This window comes from Nocardia sp. NPDC101769 (genome assembly GCF_044766925.1).
Taxonomy (GTDB): Bacteria; Actinomycetota; Actinomycetes; order Mycobacteriales; family Mycobacteriaceae; genus Nocardia.
Map to the genome: position 1 here is coordinate 64,287 of NZ_JBIWMX010000014.1, position 15,175 is coordinate 79,461.

The 15,175-nt window shown below is 67.6% G+C and carries 13 protein-coding genes; 6 read left to right on the forward strand and 7 right to left on the reverse strand.

Annotated features, from left to right (window positions below):
• Positions 1 to 20: 20 nt before the first annotated feature.
• From ACIRRA_RS22185 to ACIRRA_RS22205, 5 genes are read right to left on the reverse strand one after another with little or no spacing between them, the layout of a single operon-like run.
• Entirely contained in the window at positions 21 to 1,265 is a 1,245-nt protein-coding gene (locus ACIRRA_RS22185; RefSeq protein ID WP_402771052.1) for a hypothetical protein, read from the reverse strand.
• Entirely contained in the window at positions 1,262 to 2,833 is a 1,572-nt protein-coding gene (locus tag ACIRRA_RS22190; RefSeq protein ID WP_402771055.1) for an ABC transporter ATP-binding protein, read from the reverse strand. Before ACIRRA_RS22190 ends, ACIRRA_RS22185 begins: the two co-directional genes overlap by 4 nt.
• Positions 2,830 to 3,618 carry an ABC transporter permease gene (locus ACIRRA_RS22195; protein WP_402771058.1) on the reverse strand — a complete coding sequence of 263 codons (789 nt, stop codon included), beginning with the start codon at positions 3,616 to 3,618 and terminating at the stop codon, positions 2,830 to 2,832. Before ACIRRA_RS22195 ends, ACIRRA_RS22190 begins: the two co-directional genes overlap by 4 nt.
• Before the next feature lie 20 nt (positions 3,619 to 3,638).
• Positions 3,639 to 4,649 carry an ABC transporter permease gene (locus ACIRRA_RS22200; protein ID WP_402771061.1) on the reverse strand — a complete coding sequence of 337 codons (1,011 nt, stop codon included), beginning with the start codon at positions 4,647 to 4,649 and terminating at the stop codon, positions 3,639 to 3,641.
• Complete coding sequence (locus ACIRRA_RS22205; RefSeq protein WP_402771064.1) at positions 4,634 to 6,154, reverse strand: ABC transporter substrate-binding protein; 1,521 nt, start codon at positions 6,152 to 6,154, stop codon at positions 4,634 to 4,636. Before ACIRRA_RS22205 ends, ACIRRA_RS22200 begins: the two co-directional genes overlap by 16 nt.
• 238 nt (positions 6,155 to 6,392) lie before the next feature.
• Between ACIRRA_RS22205 and ACIRRA_RS22210 the strand changes: the two genes are divergently transcribed.
• From ACIRRA_RS22210 to ACIRRA_RS22230, 5 genes are read left to right on the forward strand one after another with little or no spacing between them, the layout of a single operon-like run.
• Positions 6,393 to 7,610: a hypothetical protein gene (locus tag ACIRRA_RS22210; RefSeq protein ID WP_402771067.1), complete on the forward strand. Its 1,218-nt coding sequence runs from the start codon at positions 6,393 to 6,395 to the stop codon at positions 7,608 to 7,610.
• Positions 7,611 to 7,618: 8 nt separating this feature from the next.
• Positions 7,619 to 8,911, forward strand: coding sequence for a Dyp-type peroxidase (locus ACIRRA_RS22215; RefSeq protein WP_402771070.1), 1,293 nt, complete (start codon positions 7,619 to 7,621; stop codon positions 8,909 to 8,911).
• Positions 8,912 to 8,967: 56 nt separating this feature from the next.
• Entirely contained in the window at positions 8,968 to 9,990 is a 1,023-nt protein-coding gene (locus ACIRRA_RS22220; protein WP_402771073.1) for an iron ABC transporter substrate-binding protein, read from the forward strand.
• Positions 9,987 to 11,558 carry an ABC transporter permease gene (locus ACIRRA_RS22225; protein ID WP_402771075.1) on the forward strand — a complete coding sequence of 524 codons (1,572 nt, stop codon included), beginning with the start codon at positions 9,987 to 9,989 and terminating at the stop codon, positions 11,556 to 11,558. The genes ACIRRA_RS22220 and ACIRRA_RS22225 overlap by 4 nt, the downstream gene beginning before the upstream one ends.
• Complete coding sequence (locus tag ACIRRA_RS22230) at positions 11,555 to 12,586, forward strand: ABC transporter ATP-binding protein (protein ID WP_402771078.1); 1,032 nt, start codon at positions 11,555 to 11,557, stop codon at positions 12,584 to 12,586. Before ACIRRA_RS22225 ends, ACIRRA_RS22230 begins: the two co-directional genes overlap by 4 nt.
• Before the next feature lie 554 nt (positions 12,587 to 13,140).
• Here the strand turns inward: ACIRRA_RS22230 and ACIRRA_RS22235 are convergent.
• Together ACIRRA_RS22235 and ACIRRA_RS22240 are read right to left on the reverse strand one after the other, a co-directional pair.
• Positions 13,141 to 13,644, reverse strand: a complete 504-nt coding sequence (locus ACIRRA_RS22235; RefSeq protein WP_402771079.1) for a hypothetical protein — start codon at positions 13,642 to 13,644, stop codon at positions 13,141 to 13,143.
• On the reverse strand, positions 13,644 to 13,847 hold the full coding sequence (locus ACIRRA_RS22240) for a PadR family transcriptional regulator (RefSeq protein WP_402771082.1): 204 nt from the start codon (positions 13,845 to 13,847) through the stop codon (positions 13,644 to 13,646). The genes ACIRRA_RS22235 and ACIRRA_RS22240 overlap by 1 nt, the downstream gene beginning before the upstream one ends.
• 316 nt (positions 13,848 to 14,163) lie before the next feature.
• Here ACIRRA_RS22240 and ACIRRA_RS22245 point away from each other — a divergent pair, with 316 nt between their 5' ends.
• On the forward strand, positions 14,164 to 15,033 hold the full coding sequence (locus ACIRRA_RS22245) for a hypothetical protein (protein ID WP_402771085.1): 870 nt from the start codon (positions 14,164 to 14,166) through the stop codon (positions 15,031 to 15,033).
• Positions 15,034 to 15,175: the final 142 nt, after the last annotated feature.

Genomic DNA, 15,175 nt, shown 5'->3' on the forward strand with positions numbered 1-15,175 from the left:
GGCCGAGTCCCACAGCCCGATTATCCGAGGGTGGTGAGCAGTGTGGTCAGTGCGCGGGTCTCGGTCGCCGTGTCCGGCTTGCTCGCGCGTACTGATTTCAGCGCGCCGTCGATCTGGCCGTCGAGAAGTGTCCAGGAGGATTTGTCCATCGGTTTGAGCGTCGCTTCATCCTCATCCCAAGCGGTTTCGAGATCCTTGATCCGCGCCTTGGCCTCACCCTGTTGACCGGCCTGGACCTTGGTCAGGGTGTCCTGGGTGATGGTGCGGAACTTGGCTATCTCCCCCGCCGGGAAATGCGAGGTCGCCGAACCGGGCGTTGTCGATACGCTCGCCGGCGGATTCGCGGAGTCCTCCTCGCCCGCCGCGGCGGTATGGGGTTGGCTTGCCGCCCACATCAGCAGAGAGCCGGCGAGGATCGCGACAATCGCGTAGTACCCCAACATGATTCGCTCACGGAGCGGGTTGTCCGTCGCCGCCGGGGCCACGGACCGCTGTGGGTCGGCGATGACGTCACGACGGGTGCGAGTCAGGTAGATGACCGTCACCAGAATCGCGGCGAGGAAAATCACGCTGGTGAGGGCCGTGCCCACGCCGAGCCCGTGCTCATCGGTGGGTGAGGCGAACCAGTCGCCGAGGTTCGCACCGAGCGGACGGGTCAGGATGTAGGCCAGCCAGAACGACAGCACCGCGTTCGCGCCCAGTCGCCAACCCACGACGATCGCGACGATCAGTCCGGCGGGCAGCAGGACCGACACTCCAGGTCCCCAGCCGGTCACCTCCAGGGTCCAGTCGCCGACAGCGGTGCCGAGGGCAAAGGTCACCAGGACCGCAAGCCAGTAGAACAATTCGCGGGGCAGGGTGACGATGCTGTGGATCGACAGCGTGCGCTCCCGCGCGAACCAGACGCCGAACACCACCACCAAGGCCACCGCGAAGACGCTGGTGCTCACCGCGAGCGGGACCGACAGGTTGTCGGTGAGGATGTCGGTGTACAGCGTGCCGGTCACACTCAGCACCACCACGGTCAGCCAGTAGACGAACGGTACATACCGGTCCAGGCGCATTTGCCAGATCAGCACCGCTGCGAGGATCACCGTGAACAGCAGGGCCGTCAGGTTCAATCCCACACCCAGCGAGGTGTTGATCCAGTCGGCGAAGCTCTCCCCCACCGTGGTGCACAGGATCTTGATGATCCAGAACCACACCGTGACGTCTGGCACCTTGCTCAGCAAGCGCCGGGTCTGGCCCACCTCGGATATCGTCATGTCCGCCACAGGGCGCGACCGTACCGATCACTCGCTGAGATGACGCTGAGAGCGGCAGCCGGATGCCGGATTCGCCCGGTCGGACGCGGCACCGGGTGCGTCGCGTCCGGGACATCCCCGGCGGGCCGACGCGCGTGCCACTGCTCGAGCAGAAAGGGGAGCGCGCCGTGCGCCCGCACCGTCCCTTCGTGCACCAGGATGCCCTGGTGGCAATGCCTCGAGAGCAGGTCGAGGTCGTGGCCGATCACGATCAACGCGATGTGTTCGCGGGCCGCGACCATCGTCAGCAGGGTCATGACGTGCTCTGCCGTCTCAGGGTCGAGAGCTGAGGTCACTTCGTCGCCGATCAGCACCCTCGGTCGGGAGGCCAGCGCCCGCGCGATCGCGACTCGCTGGCGTTGTCCGCCGGACAGTTCGTGCGGGCGACGGTCGATCAAGGTGTCGCTGAGTTCAACCGAATCGAGAGCGGCCTTCACCAGGGCCGAGCGTGCCGACCGTGTCCGGACCGCGCGACGGTGTAGCGGGCGTTCCAGTATCTGTCCGACCGTTCGCTGAGGATTCAATGTCGACAGCGGGTTCTGCGGAATCAGCTGAACATCCAGCGCTGAAGCCCTCGACCGTTTACGGACCGAAATCGCGACCGCCTCGCCGTCCAGGTGGAGGGTTCCGGTTGCCCGTGATTCGAGGCCCGCGAGAATCCTTGCCAGCGTGGTCTTCCCGGCCCCGGACTCGCCGAGCACCGCCGTCACCGTCCCGGGTCGCGCGGCGATCTCGGCCCCGGACAGCAGAACACGACCGTCTCGGATCACACCTAGTCCGGTGGCGACGAGACCCGAACGGTGGTTGTGTTCTGTTGTGGTCTCCTCGATTTCGAGAACCGAGGACTGAGAACCCACCGATGCCGAGTCGGGTCGGTCACCGAGGTGGAGTCTCTCATCGGCCAGCGCGTCGAGGCTGACGAGATCGTGGCCGGACACCAGGACCGCCGCCTGGTCCCGTTCGGCCAAGTCGCGCAAGGCATCCGCGACCTCCTGCCGAGCGGTGGCATCCAGTCCGGCGAAGGGCTCGTCGACCAGCACGATCCGTGCGCCTCGCAACAATGCGCGGGCCAGCGCTACCCGCCGTTGCTGCCCGCCGGACAAGTCCGAGGGTCGCTGGGTCGAAATGTCCTGCGGGAGACCGACTCGCGTCAATGCCCGGCGCGCCTCCCCATCGGTCCTGGCGGCTTCGCGCAGCAGTGTGCTCACGCGCATGGTCGGGTTGAGGGCCGAGCCCGGGTCCTGTCCGACGAACGCCAGGCGCGTGTTCCGCAGGCGCCGCAGCGCTGTGGGATCCAGTGTCAGAACGTCGTGTCCGGCCACGTTCAAGCTGCCGGAGCTGTGGCGCACGGTCGGAGGTAGCCAGCCGAGGATGGCTTTCATCAGCGTGGTCTTGCCGGATCCGGAGGCCCCGGTCAGCGCGGTGACCGAACCGGCGGCCATGGTCAGCAGGACATGATCCAGCACCGGTGTGCCGGTGCGAGTGTCGATCAGCGTGAGGTCGCGCACCGCGACGAGTTCGGTACTCATCGGTTGTTCTCCCGTCGTCCCAGAGCGCCGATCACAAAGGCCACGCTGACCGCCACGACGCCGATGGCGAGAGCGGGCGCGACGACGGCCCACGGATTCAAGAGAATCCCGGAGCTGTTCTCCCGCACCATGATCGCCCAGTTGGCCTCGCCGAGACCACCGGGCAACTGCAGGAACGCGGCGGTGCCGACCAGGTAGATCGCCTCCACGAAACGCAGTCCCAGTTGGGTCCGAATCGTGGGCCGGAGGTTGGGCAGCAGCTCGCGGGTCACCAGATGGGTCAGCGACTCGCCGCTACCGATCGCCACTTCGACGTATCCGCTCGCGGCCACCCGACCGGCGGCCGCGGTGAACACCCGTGCGGCGTAGGGGGTACCGATGATCGTGGCGACGGCGATCAATCCGAAGGTCCCCGCTCCGGGCCACGACAAGGTCACCAACAGGATCGCGAGCACCGGCGGCACCAGAATCAACATGTCCGTCACCCGCTGCACCACTACACCGAGGCGCGGGCGCAGCGCGGCGACCGCACCCAACACCGCCGCACAAGCGGTCACGGCCGCGGCGATCGCCGCGGCCACCACAACCAGCGCCTGTCCCCCGGCCAGCACAGCGCTCAGAACGTCCCGCCCGAGGTGATCGGTGCCCAGCCAGGCTGCCGAATCCGGTGCCGCGAAAGGGATTCTGCCGCTCTCGCGCGATGGGCGCGGAGCCAGCAGTGGGCCGATCACCGCGAGGGCCAGCGCAATGATCGCTGGAAGCACGACCAGAACGGGTCGTGCCATCGTCACACGCGGCATCGACCTCATACGCGTTCTCGAATCGACCAGGCGCGCACCAGATCCGCCGCGATCAAGACAACGGTGATCGCCACGCCCGTCACCGCCACCACCGCGGCCACGACCGCCGCATCGCGGTCGGCAACCGCCCCCGCGAGCACCGAACCGACGCCGGGATAGTTGAAGACCGCCTCCACCACCAGCGCGCCGCCGAGCAGCGTCCCCGCCGAGGTGGCCAGCGAGGCGGCAATGGTCGGGGCCGCGACCGGCAGGACATGTCGTCTCAGGATGTGTGTGGGTGTGAACCCGTCGAGTACGGCGGCATGCACGTGCGGCAGGGCCGCCACGTCGTCCAGTGCTGCCCGAGTGGCGCGAATGTTCCACGCGCACTGTGGAATCGCCAAAGCTGCCACCGGTAGTATCAGCGCGGTGAGGCCGGCCGGCCGGCCGCTGTCGTCGGTGACGGTGACCGCGGGCAGCCAATCGAGCGCCAGGGCGAACACGAACACCAGCAGCGTCGCGATGACGAACTCGGGGACTGCGACCGCCGCGGTGGTGCCGGGCCCGAGCAGTCGGGCCGCTCCCCGCGGACGCAGAAACCACCACCCGCCGACCACGATCGACACCACCGCGGTCACGATCAACGCCGTCCCGCCCAGCAGCATCGTATTCGGGACCTTCGCGGCCAGCATGTCGTTGATCGAGGCTCCCCGCAAGCTGGTGCCGAGGTCACCGGCGAAAAGGCCCGACAGCCAGTTCCAGAAGCGCTGCGGCAGAGGATGATCCAGCCCTCGCACGGTGCGGAACGCAGCGATCTGCGCCGGGGTGGCGTCACGGCCGAGCACGGCGGTCGCACCGCCGCCGGGTAAGAGCTCGACCGTGGCGAACACGACGGTCAGCACCATCACCAGGCACACGAGCCGACCCGCGATCAGCGAGCTCCACCGCGCGACGAAGCTCTCTCCGCGCCACCACCGTGCGGCGGGGAGGCTTCGCGAGGAGATCGCAGCGCGTGCGCCGTTCACCGTGCCAGCCACGCTCGTTCGAGTTGCACGCGCCCGTATCCGCCCAGTGTGGGCAGGTCCCGCACGCGTGCCGAGGCGACATCGATCCCATCCGCGACGCCCCACACCAGATATCCGCCCCGCTCGTACTGAATGCGCTGAATCTCGTGGCTGGCAGCGGCATACGTGTTGTCGTCGGTCGCCGACACCGCGCGCAGGTACGCCGCGTCGAACTGCGGGTCGTGGAAACCGGATTCGTTCCACTTGGTGGTGGAGACCATGGTCTTGCTCGCGAAGAAGATCACCGAGTCGTTGGTGCCCCAATTCGCAGTGTAGAGCGGGGCTTTCAGCCAGGTGTCGTCGTAGAAGACGTTCGCTTCCTGCACCACGACATCGATCTTGACGCCGATGGCGGCCATTTGTGTCGCGAACAGTCGCGCCGAGTCCACCTCGCCGACCGCTTCGTCCTTGGTGAACAGCTGATAGGTGTGGCCGGCGTCGAAGCCCGCCTCGCTCAGCAGGGCGCGCGCCCGGTCGAGGTCGCGCGTGCGCGGGGCCAGCGTGGTGTCGAAAGTCGGGTCCGCCGTTCCCAGGACGTCGTGCGCGACCGTCCCGTACCCGGAGGTGATCTGCTTGACCATGGCGTCGCGATCGGTCCCCAGCCGCAGCGCGGAACGGACGCGAGGATCGGCGAACGGCCCGTCCGCGGTGCGCATCACGATCGGGATGACCACGTCGTTGCTGCGGCGCACCACCGTCAGATCCCGGCGTCCGTCGGCGACCCGGCCCGCGACCGCACCGACATTGGACGCCACGTCGATCTGTCCGGCCATCACCGCGTTGCTCAATGCGGTGATGCTCTCGAAGCGGTGCACCTCGACGGCGTCCAGGCGTGGCGCACCTCCGTGCCAGCGGTCGTTGCGCACCAGGCGAGCGTTGCCATCGTTGTAGGACTCGACCTTGAACGGGCCGCTGCCCACTGCGGTGGTGAAATCCGTCGTCCCGTTCTTGACCGTGAAGGTCATCAGCCGAAGCAGTAGCGGCAGATCACGATTGGGCACGGCGGTCGTCACGATGACCACGCCGGGTCCGTCGGCGGCGATCGCCTCGCCCGAGGCGACGGGAACCTTTGTCTCCCCTGCGATCTCGTGCAACCGCCGCAACGACCACACCACATCGTCGGAGGTGACCAGGCTGCCGTCGTGGAACACCGCACCGGGCGCAATTGTGAATCGCCACTGCCGCGGATCCGCCAGCTGAGTCCACGCCGACGCCAACCGCGGTGCCACGTTCGGATTGGCACCAGGCACCGTCAACGGATCGAAAACCAGTGAGGCGATCAGGAAGTCGCTCTCATTGCTGAGCGTCTTGTGCGGATCACGCTCGATCTTGGACGCCTTGCCCAGCGCACCGACCCGCAATGTTCCACCCGAGCGCGGACTCGACGACGAACCTGACGATCCGCATGCCGTTGTCGCGAACAAAGCCCCGGCACCCAGGCCGCTGGCTGCGATGAATTGCCGACGAGAAAGCTTCACGAACGCACCTTCACCTAAACCGTCTCAAGTATGGGATGCCTAACCTAACTCACCCTTCGGGCCCCACGCGAACAAATCCGCAATCACCCTCACTCCAGGGTTCACGTCGATGCACAAACACACTGAGAGGACGCTGAGAAGCAAAGGTTAGGCTGCACTATCTTTCCCCCTTTAGGTAATGCTAACCTCCGCTCGTGCGGTGATTCTGCCGCGAGTGTTGCAGGAAATGGGCAGGTCGATGATCGTATCGAGTGGTCGTGTGCGCGCGGTGGGGTGCGCGGTAGCGGGGTTGGTCGCCGTGGCAGGGGTCGCGGGTTGTGGGTCCTCGGACAAGTCGAAGGATCCGGCGGGTATCGCGCCGACCTCTCAGGCCGCCGACGCATCGTCGATCGATGAGCAGTCGGCCGCTTCGGTCCTGGATCCGGAGCCGGGCGCGTTCCTGCACGGCAAGACCACGCTGACCACGCTCGCCTCGACCACACCCGCCAATGGCGACGCGAACCCGTATGCGGTGCTGCCGATCACCCGTGCGGGCGGGTCGCTGGCCGCGGGCGACGTCCTGGTCGACAACTTCAACGACAAGACCAACAACCAGGGCACCGGCACCACCATCGTGGATGTGCATCCGGACAAGTCGGTGACGGTGTTCGCCGACATCCCGAAGAATCTCGCTGGCTGCCCAGGCGGTATCGGCCTGACGACCGCGATGGTGCAACTGTCGACCGGCTGGGTGCTGGTCGGCAGTCTGCCCACCACCGACGGCAAGATCGGCACCACGGGCGCGGGCTGCCTGATCGAACTGGATCCGACCGGCAAGGTCGCGGGCACGATCACCGATCCGCACCTGAACGGACCGTGGGATGCCGCGCTCGCCGACAACGGTGACACCGCAACCCTGTTCGTCTCCAACACCCTGGGCGGTGTGAAGGACGCAAAGGGCAAGTCGGTCGAGCAGGGCACCGTGGTCCGCTTGTCGCTGGCCCAGACCGCCACCACACCCCCGCATGTCACCGGGGCGACCGAGGTGGCCACCGGGCTGCTCGAGCGCGAGGACGCCGGTGCCCTGGTGAAGGGCCCGACCGGCGTGGCCTTGGACCGCGCGGGCAACCTCTACATCGGTGACAATGTTGGCAACCGGATCGCGAAGGTGCCGAACGCGCTGACCCGCACCGACTCCGCGGGCCGGGGGGAAACGCTCAGCGCCGACGGCCAGCTGGCCAACCCGCTCGCGGTGCGGATCGCTCCGAACGGGAATATCCTGGCGGCCAATGCCACCAATGGCAAGATCGTCGAAATCGCCCCGGACGGACGGCAGGTCGGCGAGTTCTATGCCATCCACGACGAGGCCCAGCACCCGGCCGGAAACGGCGACCTGTTCGGCATCGCGGTCGAATCCAACGGCGCCGGTGTGCTGTTCGTCGGCGACGACAACAACACCCTGTCCGTGTTGCGCTGATGAGCGGCATGGATCGTCGCTCGGTCCTGCGTCGCGGGCTGCTCTTCGGCTCCGGCGCGGCGGCCGCGGGCGCGATCGGCGCGGCCGCGGACCGCTGGGTCGGACACCGTGACACGGCTTCGGATACCGAACCGTTCTGGGGCGCACACCAATCCGGCATCGTCACCGGCACCCAGCGGCATGCGGTGCTGGCCTCGTTCGACCTGTACTCCAGCGACCGCGCCGACATCGTCGAGGTCCTGAAGCGATGGACCACCCTCGCCGCCGCCCTGAGCCAGGGGCGGTCGGTGCAGGTGCCGACCTATCAGGGCAAGGGCTCCCCCGCCGACGCCTTCGCCGCCGATTCCCACCCGCCGACACCGGACGATTCGCTCGACGCCTGGCAGCTCGGGGCCCAGCGGCTCACGCTCACAATCGGATTCGGCGCGGGCATGTTCGTCAAGGACGGCAAGGACCGCTACGGCCTGGCGAGCAAGCGGCCAACGCAGCTGGTCGACCTGCCGCGCTTTCCCGGCGATCAGATCGACCAGGCGGCCAGCCACGGCGACCTGTTCGTCCAGGCGTGTGCCGACGACCCCCAGGTCGCCTTCCACGCCGTGCGCAGCCTGGCCCGCATCGCACCCGATGTGGCCACCCTGCGCTGGACCCAGATTGGCTTCTCGCCCGCCGACACCGGCGGCACGCCACGGAATCTGATGGGGTTCAAGGACGGGACCGTGAACTCCAACGGCCACCCGCCCGCGGATCTGGACGCCACCGTCTGGTCCGGCAATGAGGGTCCGGATTGGATGCGCGGCGGCAGCTACCTGGTCTACCGGCGTATCCGGATCTCGCTGGAGCGGTGGGACCGGCTCGACCCGGGGGTGCAGTCGCGCATGGTCGGCCGCGACAAGATCAGCGGCGCACCCCTGGGCGGCAGCCACGAGTTCGACACCAGGAACTTCGCGGCCAAAGACGCACAAGGCAACCCGGTGATCCCGGCGGACGCGCACGTGCGGCTCGCGGCACCGGAGAACAATGACGGCGCGGTCATGTTGCGGCGCGCGTTCTCCTACAACAACGGCACCACCCCGTTCACCGAACGCTGGCCACCGTGGCGGCAGACCCTCGCCTACGACGCCGGTCTGCTGTTCCTCGCCTATCAGAAGGATCCGCGCACCAGCTTCATCCCGGTCAACCAGAAACTGGCCGTCAGCGACGCCATGAGCCAATTCACCACGCACACGGCCACCGGCATCTTCGCCGTGCCGCCCGGCGCGCGCGACGACGGCGACTACATCGGATCCGCGCTGTTCACCTGAACCGCGCCACCACAATTCAGCCCACACTCGAACGCAAGTTCTTTTCGGAGGTTCCCATGTCCCGCTCCCTTCGCACCGTCGTGGCGCTCGCCGCGGCCTCGGCGGCCGTGCTGTCCATCGCCGGGTGCTCCGGCAGCAAGTCCTCGTCGGACTCGATCACCCTCTACAGCGGCCAGCACGAGCAGACCGTGACCGCGCTGGTCAAGGACTTCCAGCAGCGCACCGGCGTGAGCGTGAACGTGCGCTCCGGCGATGAGGCGGAGCTCGCCAACCAGATCCTGTCCGAGGGCGACGCCACCCCCGCCGACGCCTACTTCGCCGAGAACCCGCCCGCCCTGAACCTGTTGGAAGGCAAGAACAAACTTGCCAAGGTCGATGACTCGACGCTGTCGGCGATGCCCGCCGGGGTCAGCTCCGACAAGGGCGACTGGGTGGCGGTGTCGGCGCGCTCGGCCGCGTTCGTCTACAACACCGGCAAGCTCCAGGCCGCGCAGGCGCCGACCTCGGTGAAGGATCTGGCCACCCCCGCGTGGAAGGGCCGCCTCGGTGTCGCGCCGAGCGAGACCGACTTCGCGCCGATCGTGTCGCGCATGATCACCGCGTCGGGCGTGCCCGCCACCCGCGCCTGGCTGCAGGGGCTCAAGGACAACGGCAAGGTCTACGAGAGCAATGAGGACCTGATCGCCGCGGTCGACCGCGGTGAGGTCGACGGCGGCGTGGTCGATCACTACTACTGGTACCGCCTGCGCGAGGAGAAGGGCGAAGGCAACATCCACAGCGCGCTGTCCTACTTCGCCCAGGGCGATCCCGGTGCACTCGTGGACATCTCGGGCGCGGCGGTGCTGGCGTCGAGCAAGCACCAGACCGCGGCGCAGAAGTGGCTGGCCTACCTGGTCAGCCAGCCCGCCCAGCAGATCATCGCCACCTCCGAAAGCTTCGAATACCCGCTGGTCTCCGGCGTCACCGACACGCGACTGACCCGATCCCTGCAGGACTCCGGCCCGATCGCCAAGGCCAGTGACCTGGGCGACGGCAGCCAGGCCATCGAGCTCATGCAGGAAACCGGCCTGCTGTCGTGACACTCCCCGCAGCCGAGCGAGTGCGCGCATTCCCTATTCGGGAATGGGCACGCCGCCCGCTGCCCGGTCTCGGCGTGGTCGCCGGGCTGATCACCCTGCTGGTGATCAGCCCGCTGATCTTCGTTGTGCTGCAGGCGTATCACTCCGGATGGCGCGCCGTGCACCGGCTGCTCGGCCGCCCGCTGATGGCGACCCTGCTCTGGCACACGCTGAGCCTGGCGGTGGTCGTCACGCTGATCACCGCGCTGATCGGATTCGCCGCGGCCTGGCTCGTCGAGCGCACCGATCTGCCCGGGAAACGGTGGTGGACAGTCGTTTTGACCATGCCGCTCGCGGTGCCGGAGTTCGTCCACGGCTACTGCTGGGTGTCGCTGTTCCCCTCCGTGCACGGCTTCTGGGGCGCGGTGCTGATCGAATCCGCGTTGTACCCACTGGTTTTCCTGCCGGTCGCCGCTGTGCTGCGACGCGGGGACGGATCGGCCGAAGAGGTCGCGCGCAGCCTCGGTCACGGCCCGATCGCCACGATGTGGCGGGTGACACTTCCGCTGACGAGGCCCGCGCTGGCCGGTGGCGCACTGCTGGTGTCGCTGTACCTGCTCGGGGAATACGGCGCGTTCGCGATGGTCCGGTTCACCACCTTCGCCACCGCCATCTACACCCAGTACGCGACGGCCTTCGACACCGCGTCGGCCAGCATGCTCACCCTGGTCCTGATCGGCCTGGCGCTGCTGGTCGTGACAGCGGAAGCGCGCGTGGGGCGACGCGGACGGATCGTCACCACGGGCACGACGGGCCGCGCCTGCCCGCCGATCGCGTTGGGCTGGGCGACGATTCCCGTGATCCTCGGTCTACTGTCGGTGACCGCGATCACGCTGGGCGTCCCGATCTTCGCCCTCGGCTACTGGTTGGTGCGCGGCAACTCGAGCACCCTGCCGCCCGCCTCGATCTGGGCGCAGACCATGACGACCGTCGGCTACGCCCTCACCGCGGCCGTGACCGCGACCGTGGCCGCCGTCCCGGTCGCGCTGTACGCGTGGCGGCGTGACACCAGACTGGCGCGCGGTATCGAACGTGCCGCCTACCTGACCCGGGCGCTGCCGGGCATCGCCGTCGCTTTGGCGGTGGTGTACTTCGGTATTCGCTACGCGCAGCCGCTGTATCAGCAGCCGCCGATGCTGGTGGCCGGGTACGTCGTGCTGTTCTTCCCCCTCGCCCTCACCGCGGTCCGCGCATCGCTGGCCCAGGTGCCACCCGGCGTGGAGGAGGTCGCCCGATCTCTGGGCACCCGCTGGTGGATGGTGCTCGGGCGGGTCACCCTGCCGCTCATCGCCCCGGGGCTCGGGGCCGCCTTCGCCATGGTCGCGCTGACCGCCACGACGGAGTTGACCGCCACCCTCTTGTTGCGGCCCACCGGAACCCAGACCCTGGCCACCCAATTCTGGGTCTACACCTCGGGATTGGCGTGGGGCGCGGCCGCACCGTACGCCGTGGTGATGACCGCTCTCTCGATCCCGGCTGTGCTGATGGTGGCCACACGAACCTTGCGCACGGAAGAAGGTGCCCGATGACCGGCGTCAAAATCGCCAATCTGACCGCGATCCATGGCCGTAACACCGTTCTGCACGGTGTGGACCTCGCTGTCGACGACGGCGCGCTCGCCTGCGTCCTCGGCCCGTCCGGCTGCGGCAAATCCACCCTGCTTCGCGTCATCGCCGGATTCCACCGCGCGCACGGCGGCACCGTCACCGTCGGCGGCCGCGTCCTCGACGACGGCCGCACCCACGTTCCCGCCGAACAGCGACGCATCGGCTACGTGCCCCAGAGCGGCGCGCTGTTCCCGCATCTGAGCGTCGCCGCCAATATCGGCTTCGGCCTGGCCCGCGCGAAACGCAACGACCGTATCGACGAGATGCTGGATCTGGTCGGCCTCAACGGATTCGGCGACCGCCACCCTTACCAGCTCTCCGGCGGGCAACAACAACGCGTCGCCCTTGCCCGCGCCCTGGCCCCGCGCCCAGACCTGCTGCTGCTCGACGAACCGTTCTCCGCACTCGACGCCGCACTCCGCGCCGACCTGCGCACCGAAGTCGCCGACCTGCTGCACCAGACCCGCGCCACAGCCATCCTGGTCACCCACGACGTCGACGAGGCACTCGCCTTCGCCGACCTCATCGCGGTATTGCGCGAAGGATGCATCGCCCAAGCAGGCGAACCCCACGAACTGTTCCACCACCCCGTCGACGCCGAGGTGGCCCGCACCCTGGGCGAGGCCAACCTGATCCCCACGGAACCGGCGACGCTGACCGCACTCGGCCTCCAAGCGACCGCCGCACCGGGGTCATACCTCCTGGTCCGGCCGCCACAACTCCGGCTCAGCGACGAGCCCGCACCGGCGTCAGTGCCTTGCCGCATCGAGCGCAGCCACTTCCGTGGCTACGACCACCGCGTCGAGCTCACGCCGGAATCTGGTGTCGCCCTTCCAAATCGACTCATCGCCTATGCGGCCGCCGACTCGGCTCCCCCGCCCGTGGGCACTGTCGTCAACGTCCAGGTCAGTGGAGAGCCACACCTACTACAGCCGAAGACCGGCCGATGAGCGATACCCGGCCCCATTGATCGTGCTGGTGTCGAGCGAGGGTAATGAGGGATCTTCGCTCGACACCAGCGCCCCCGCTGCTACCGTGCGTCAGTCCGCAGCCGCTGCCGGACCGTCGGTAACGAAGAGATTGACCTTGTAGCTTCGCACGGGGGCAGTCCAGCCAATCGCCTTGAGGCCCAGCCGGTATCGGATCGGCCAGGTGGAGGCGAGAGCTCGCTGCGGGGTGGCGAAGGTCCGCGATTCACGACGCCGCACGCCATGCGATTCGAGCGTACGCGGGTCGTCGCAGATCCACTGCATGCGCGCGGAGACGGCTCAGAACACCGGGTTGCGGTCCTGAGTGTTCATCATCAGCGATCCGGCGGTATCGAACGCAGAACCAGGCCCGCTTCGGTCGCCCGTTGCGCCCAATCACCGGCGCGATCGGCCATAGCTTCCGCCGAGAATCCGACGAACTTCAGCGTGGGATTGCGGCCCGAGTCCGGGTGTCGAGAAACGTGTTCGGCGGTGGGCCGGCCGGACTGCGTGGTGCGCAGGGTTGCGAGTCACCGTCAGGCGTGGGCTGGACGGCGACGGCCGATGAGGGCACCCAGCCCGGCAACGGCGAGGGCCGGGATGATGAGTACCAGTAGCGTTGCGGCGCCTGCGAACCCGCCGGGCTGCGGCACCGTCGCCCGCGGATTCATGATCAGCGTCGATGCGCTGGCGACCGCCAGGGCCGAACCCAGCACGGCACCCGATAGCCAGGCCCGCCGTGGCACCGCGAGCCCGAGCACGAACGCCGCGATCATCAGCACCAGCACCACGACCTGGGACGAGTCGTCGGAGGTCGCGAAGTAGTTGGTAGCGATCACGATCGCAGCCGCCGCAGCGAGCCCGAACGGGTAGAGCATCCTGTGCATGATCACCTCTCGAAGAACGAACCACACCACTCCGGCCCGCCAGCGGGCCCGTTCGGTGTCGGGCAGATACTCCGCTTCGGCCAGCAGAGCATCGGCGAATTCCCTTCGCTGGGGCGGCAACAACCGCATCAGCCACCGACCCCACTGGGCCATCACGCCTCCCCCAGGACCGGGCGCCCCAGTGGCCGCCGCACGGCCTCCTTCACGAATTCGGCTGACTCGGCCGCGATTTCCGCGCCCGCGGCGGTCAGTCGGTACAGATGCCGCGGTGGCCTTCCCGCCGGCCGGCTGTCCTCCCACCGGGTTTCCAGCAACCCGCCGTCCGATAGCCGAGCAAGAAGTGGTAACACCGTCATTCCCGTCGCACAGGCGCGGTTCGGATTCGGCCGAACCGGGTCCAGCGACGGAGCCGAAGGTGGAGGCGCCGACGTATGCCCCCTGGGCTACATCGAGATCCGCGACGGCACGGCCAACGCATAACTCCACAAACACCTGCTTGTAGTCGGTATCTGAATTTCCCGCGGACCCGCCGTCTCGCAACCGAGTGTCCTCTTCTGGCTCCCGCGCTGACCGATCCGGCGGGCGCGAGGCGCTGGCGCCCGGAACCTGTTGCGGTGCAGAAAGTCGGCTATTGCCGATAGGGGAACATTCTGGCCGCAGTACATTCTGGCAATGGCGGATTTCCCCGAAGCCAGGTTCACGATCACCAACGTCGAGACCGGACGCAGCGTCCGCGTGTTTCTCGGCGTGATGAAAGACGCGGGCGACGACGAGGAAGGCGCCGAATACCTTCCGTCGGGGCCGGATGCTCCGACGGTCGGGATGGGTGTCGACGACGGCAGCATCGAATACCAGTGGTATTACGACACTGCCCTCGACCCCATCGACGGGGTGCCGGTCGGCCGGATCGTCAGCGAAGCGGTGCAGCGGAAACAGGACATGGGCGAGATGTGTGTCTGGATCGTCAGCGAAGGTAGCCGGGAGGATATCGCTGCCGAGCTTCGTGTGGAGCGGGCCGGGCAACGAGAACTCGACCGGCTTTCGCGTCTGCCCGCGCCCCCGCAGTGGAACGCCGGGAACGAGCAGTGGGCGGATCTCTATCAGTGGTCGGGGTGGAGCTGGAATGAAGGCTATGTCGAATCAGCCGGTGCGGACACTACGCTCGGCGAGGGGATCCGGCGCGATCTGATGTTCACGGCAGGTAGCCGCTGGGACGGAGATACGACCGGCCTGATCGAAGCACTCGCGGCATACCACCTCGTGGCCGACACCGACGCGAAGGAGAATCCGCCCCTGCCGGACCAGGCGGCCGAAGATGAGACAACCTTCACCGTTGTTTCGCCAATGATATTGCACAGCAACGTGTTCAAGCGCTTGGAGTCGATGAGCTGTCGATGGGTGACCGATGGTACCCGCATCTGGGCTGCTGATGACCGGTCCGGCATGGAGGTGGACGACACCTACTGGACCGATATGGACGGCACATTGACGGGCTGCACCAAGGGCAGTCCGGGCCAAGCCTGGAGGATCGATTGCGTGTAGCTTCGACCCGGGCCGACCGACCGGCTCGAGATTCAGCCCAAAGGGTTGTCTTGCAGTGACAAACCTCTTCTACCAGGCGCTCCGCGGCGCCAACCACGACACACCAAGCCTCGCAATGCCATTCACTTGACATCACACCTCA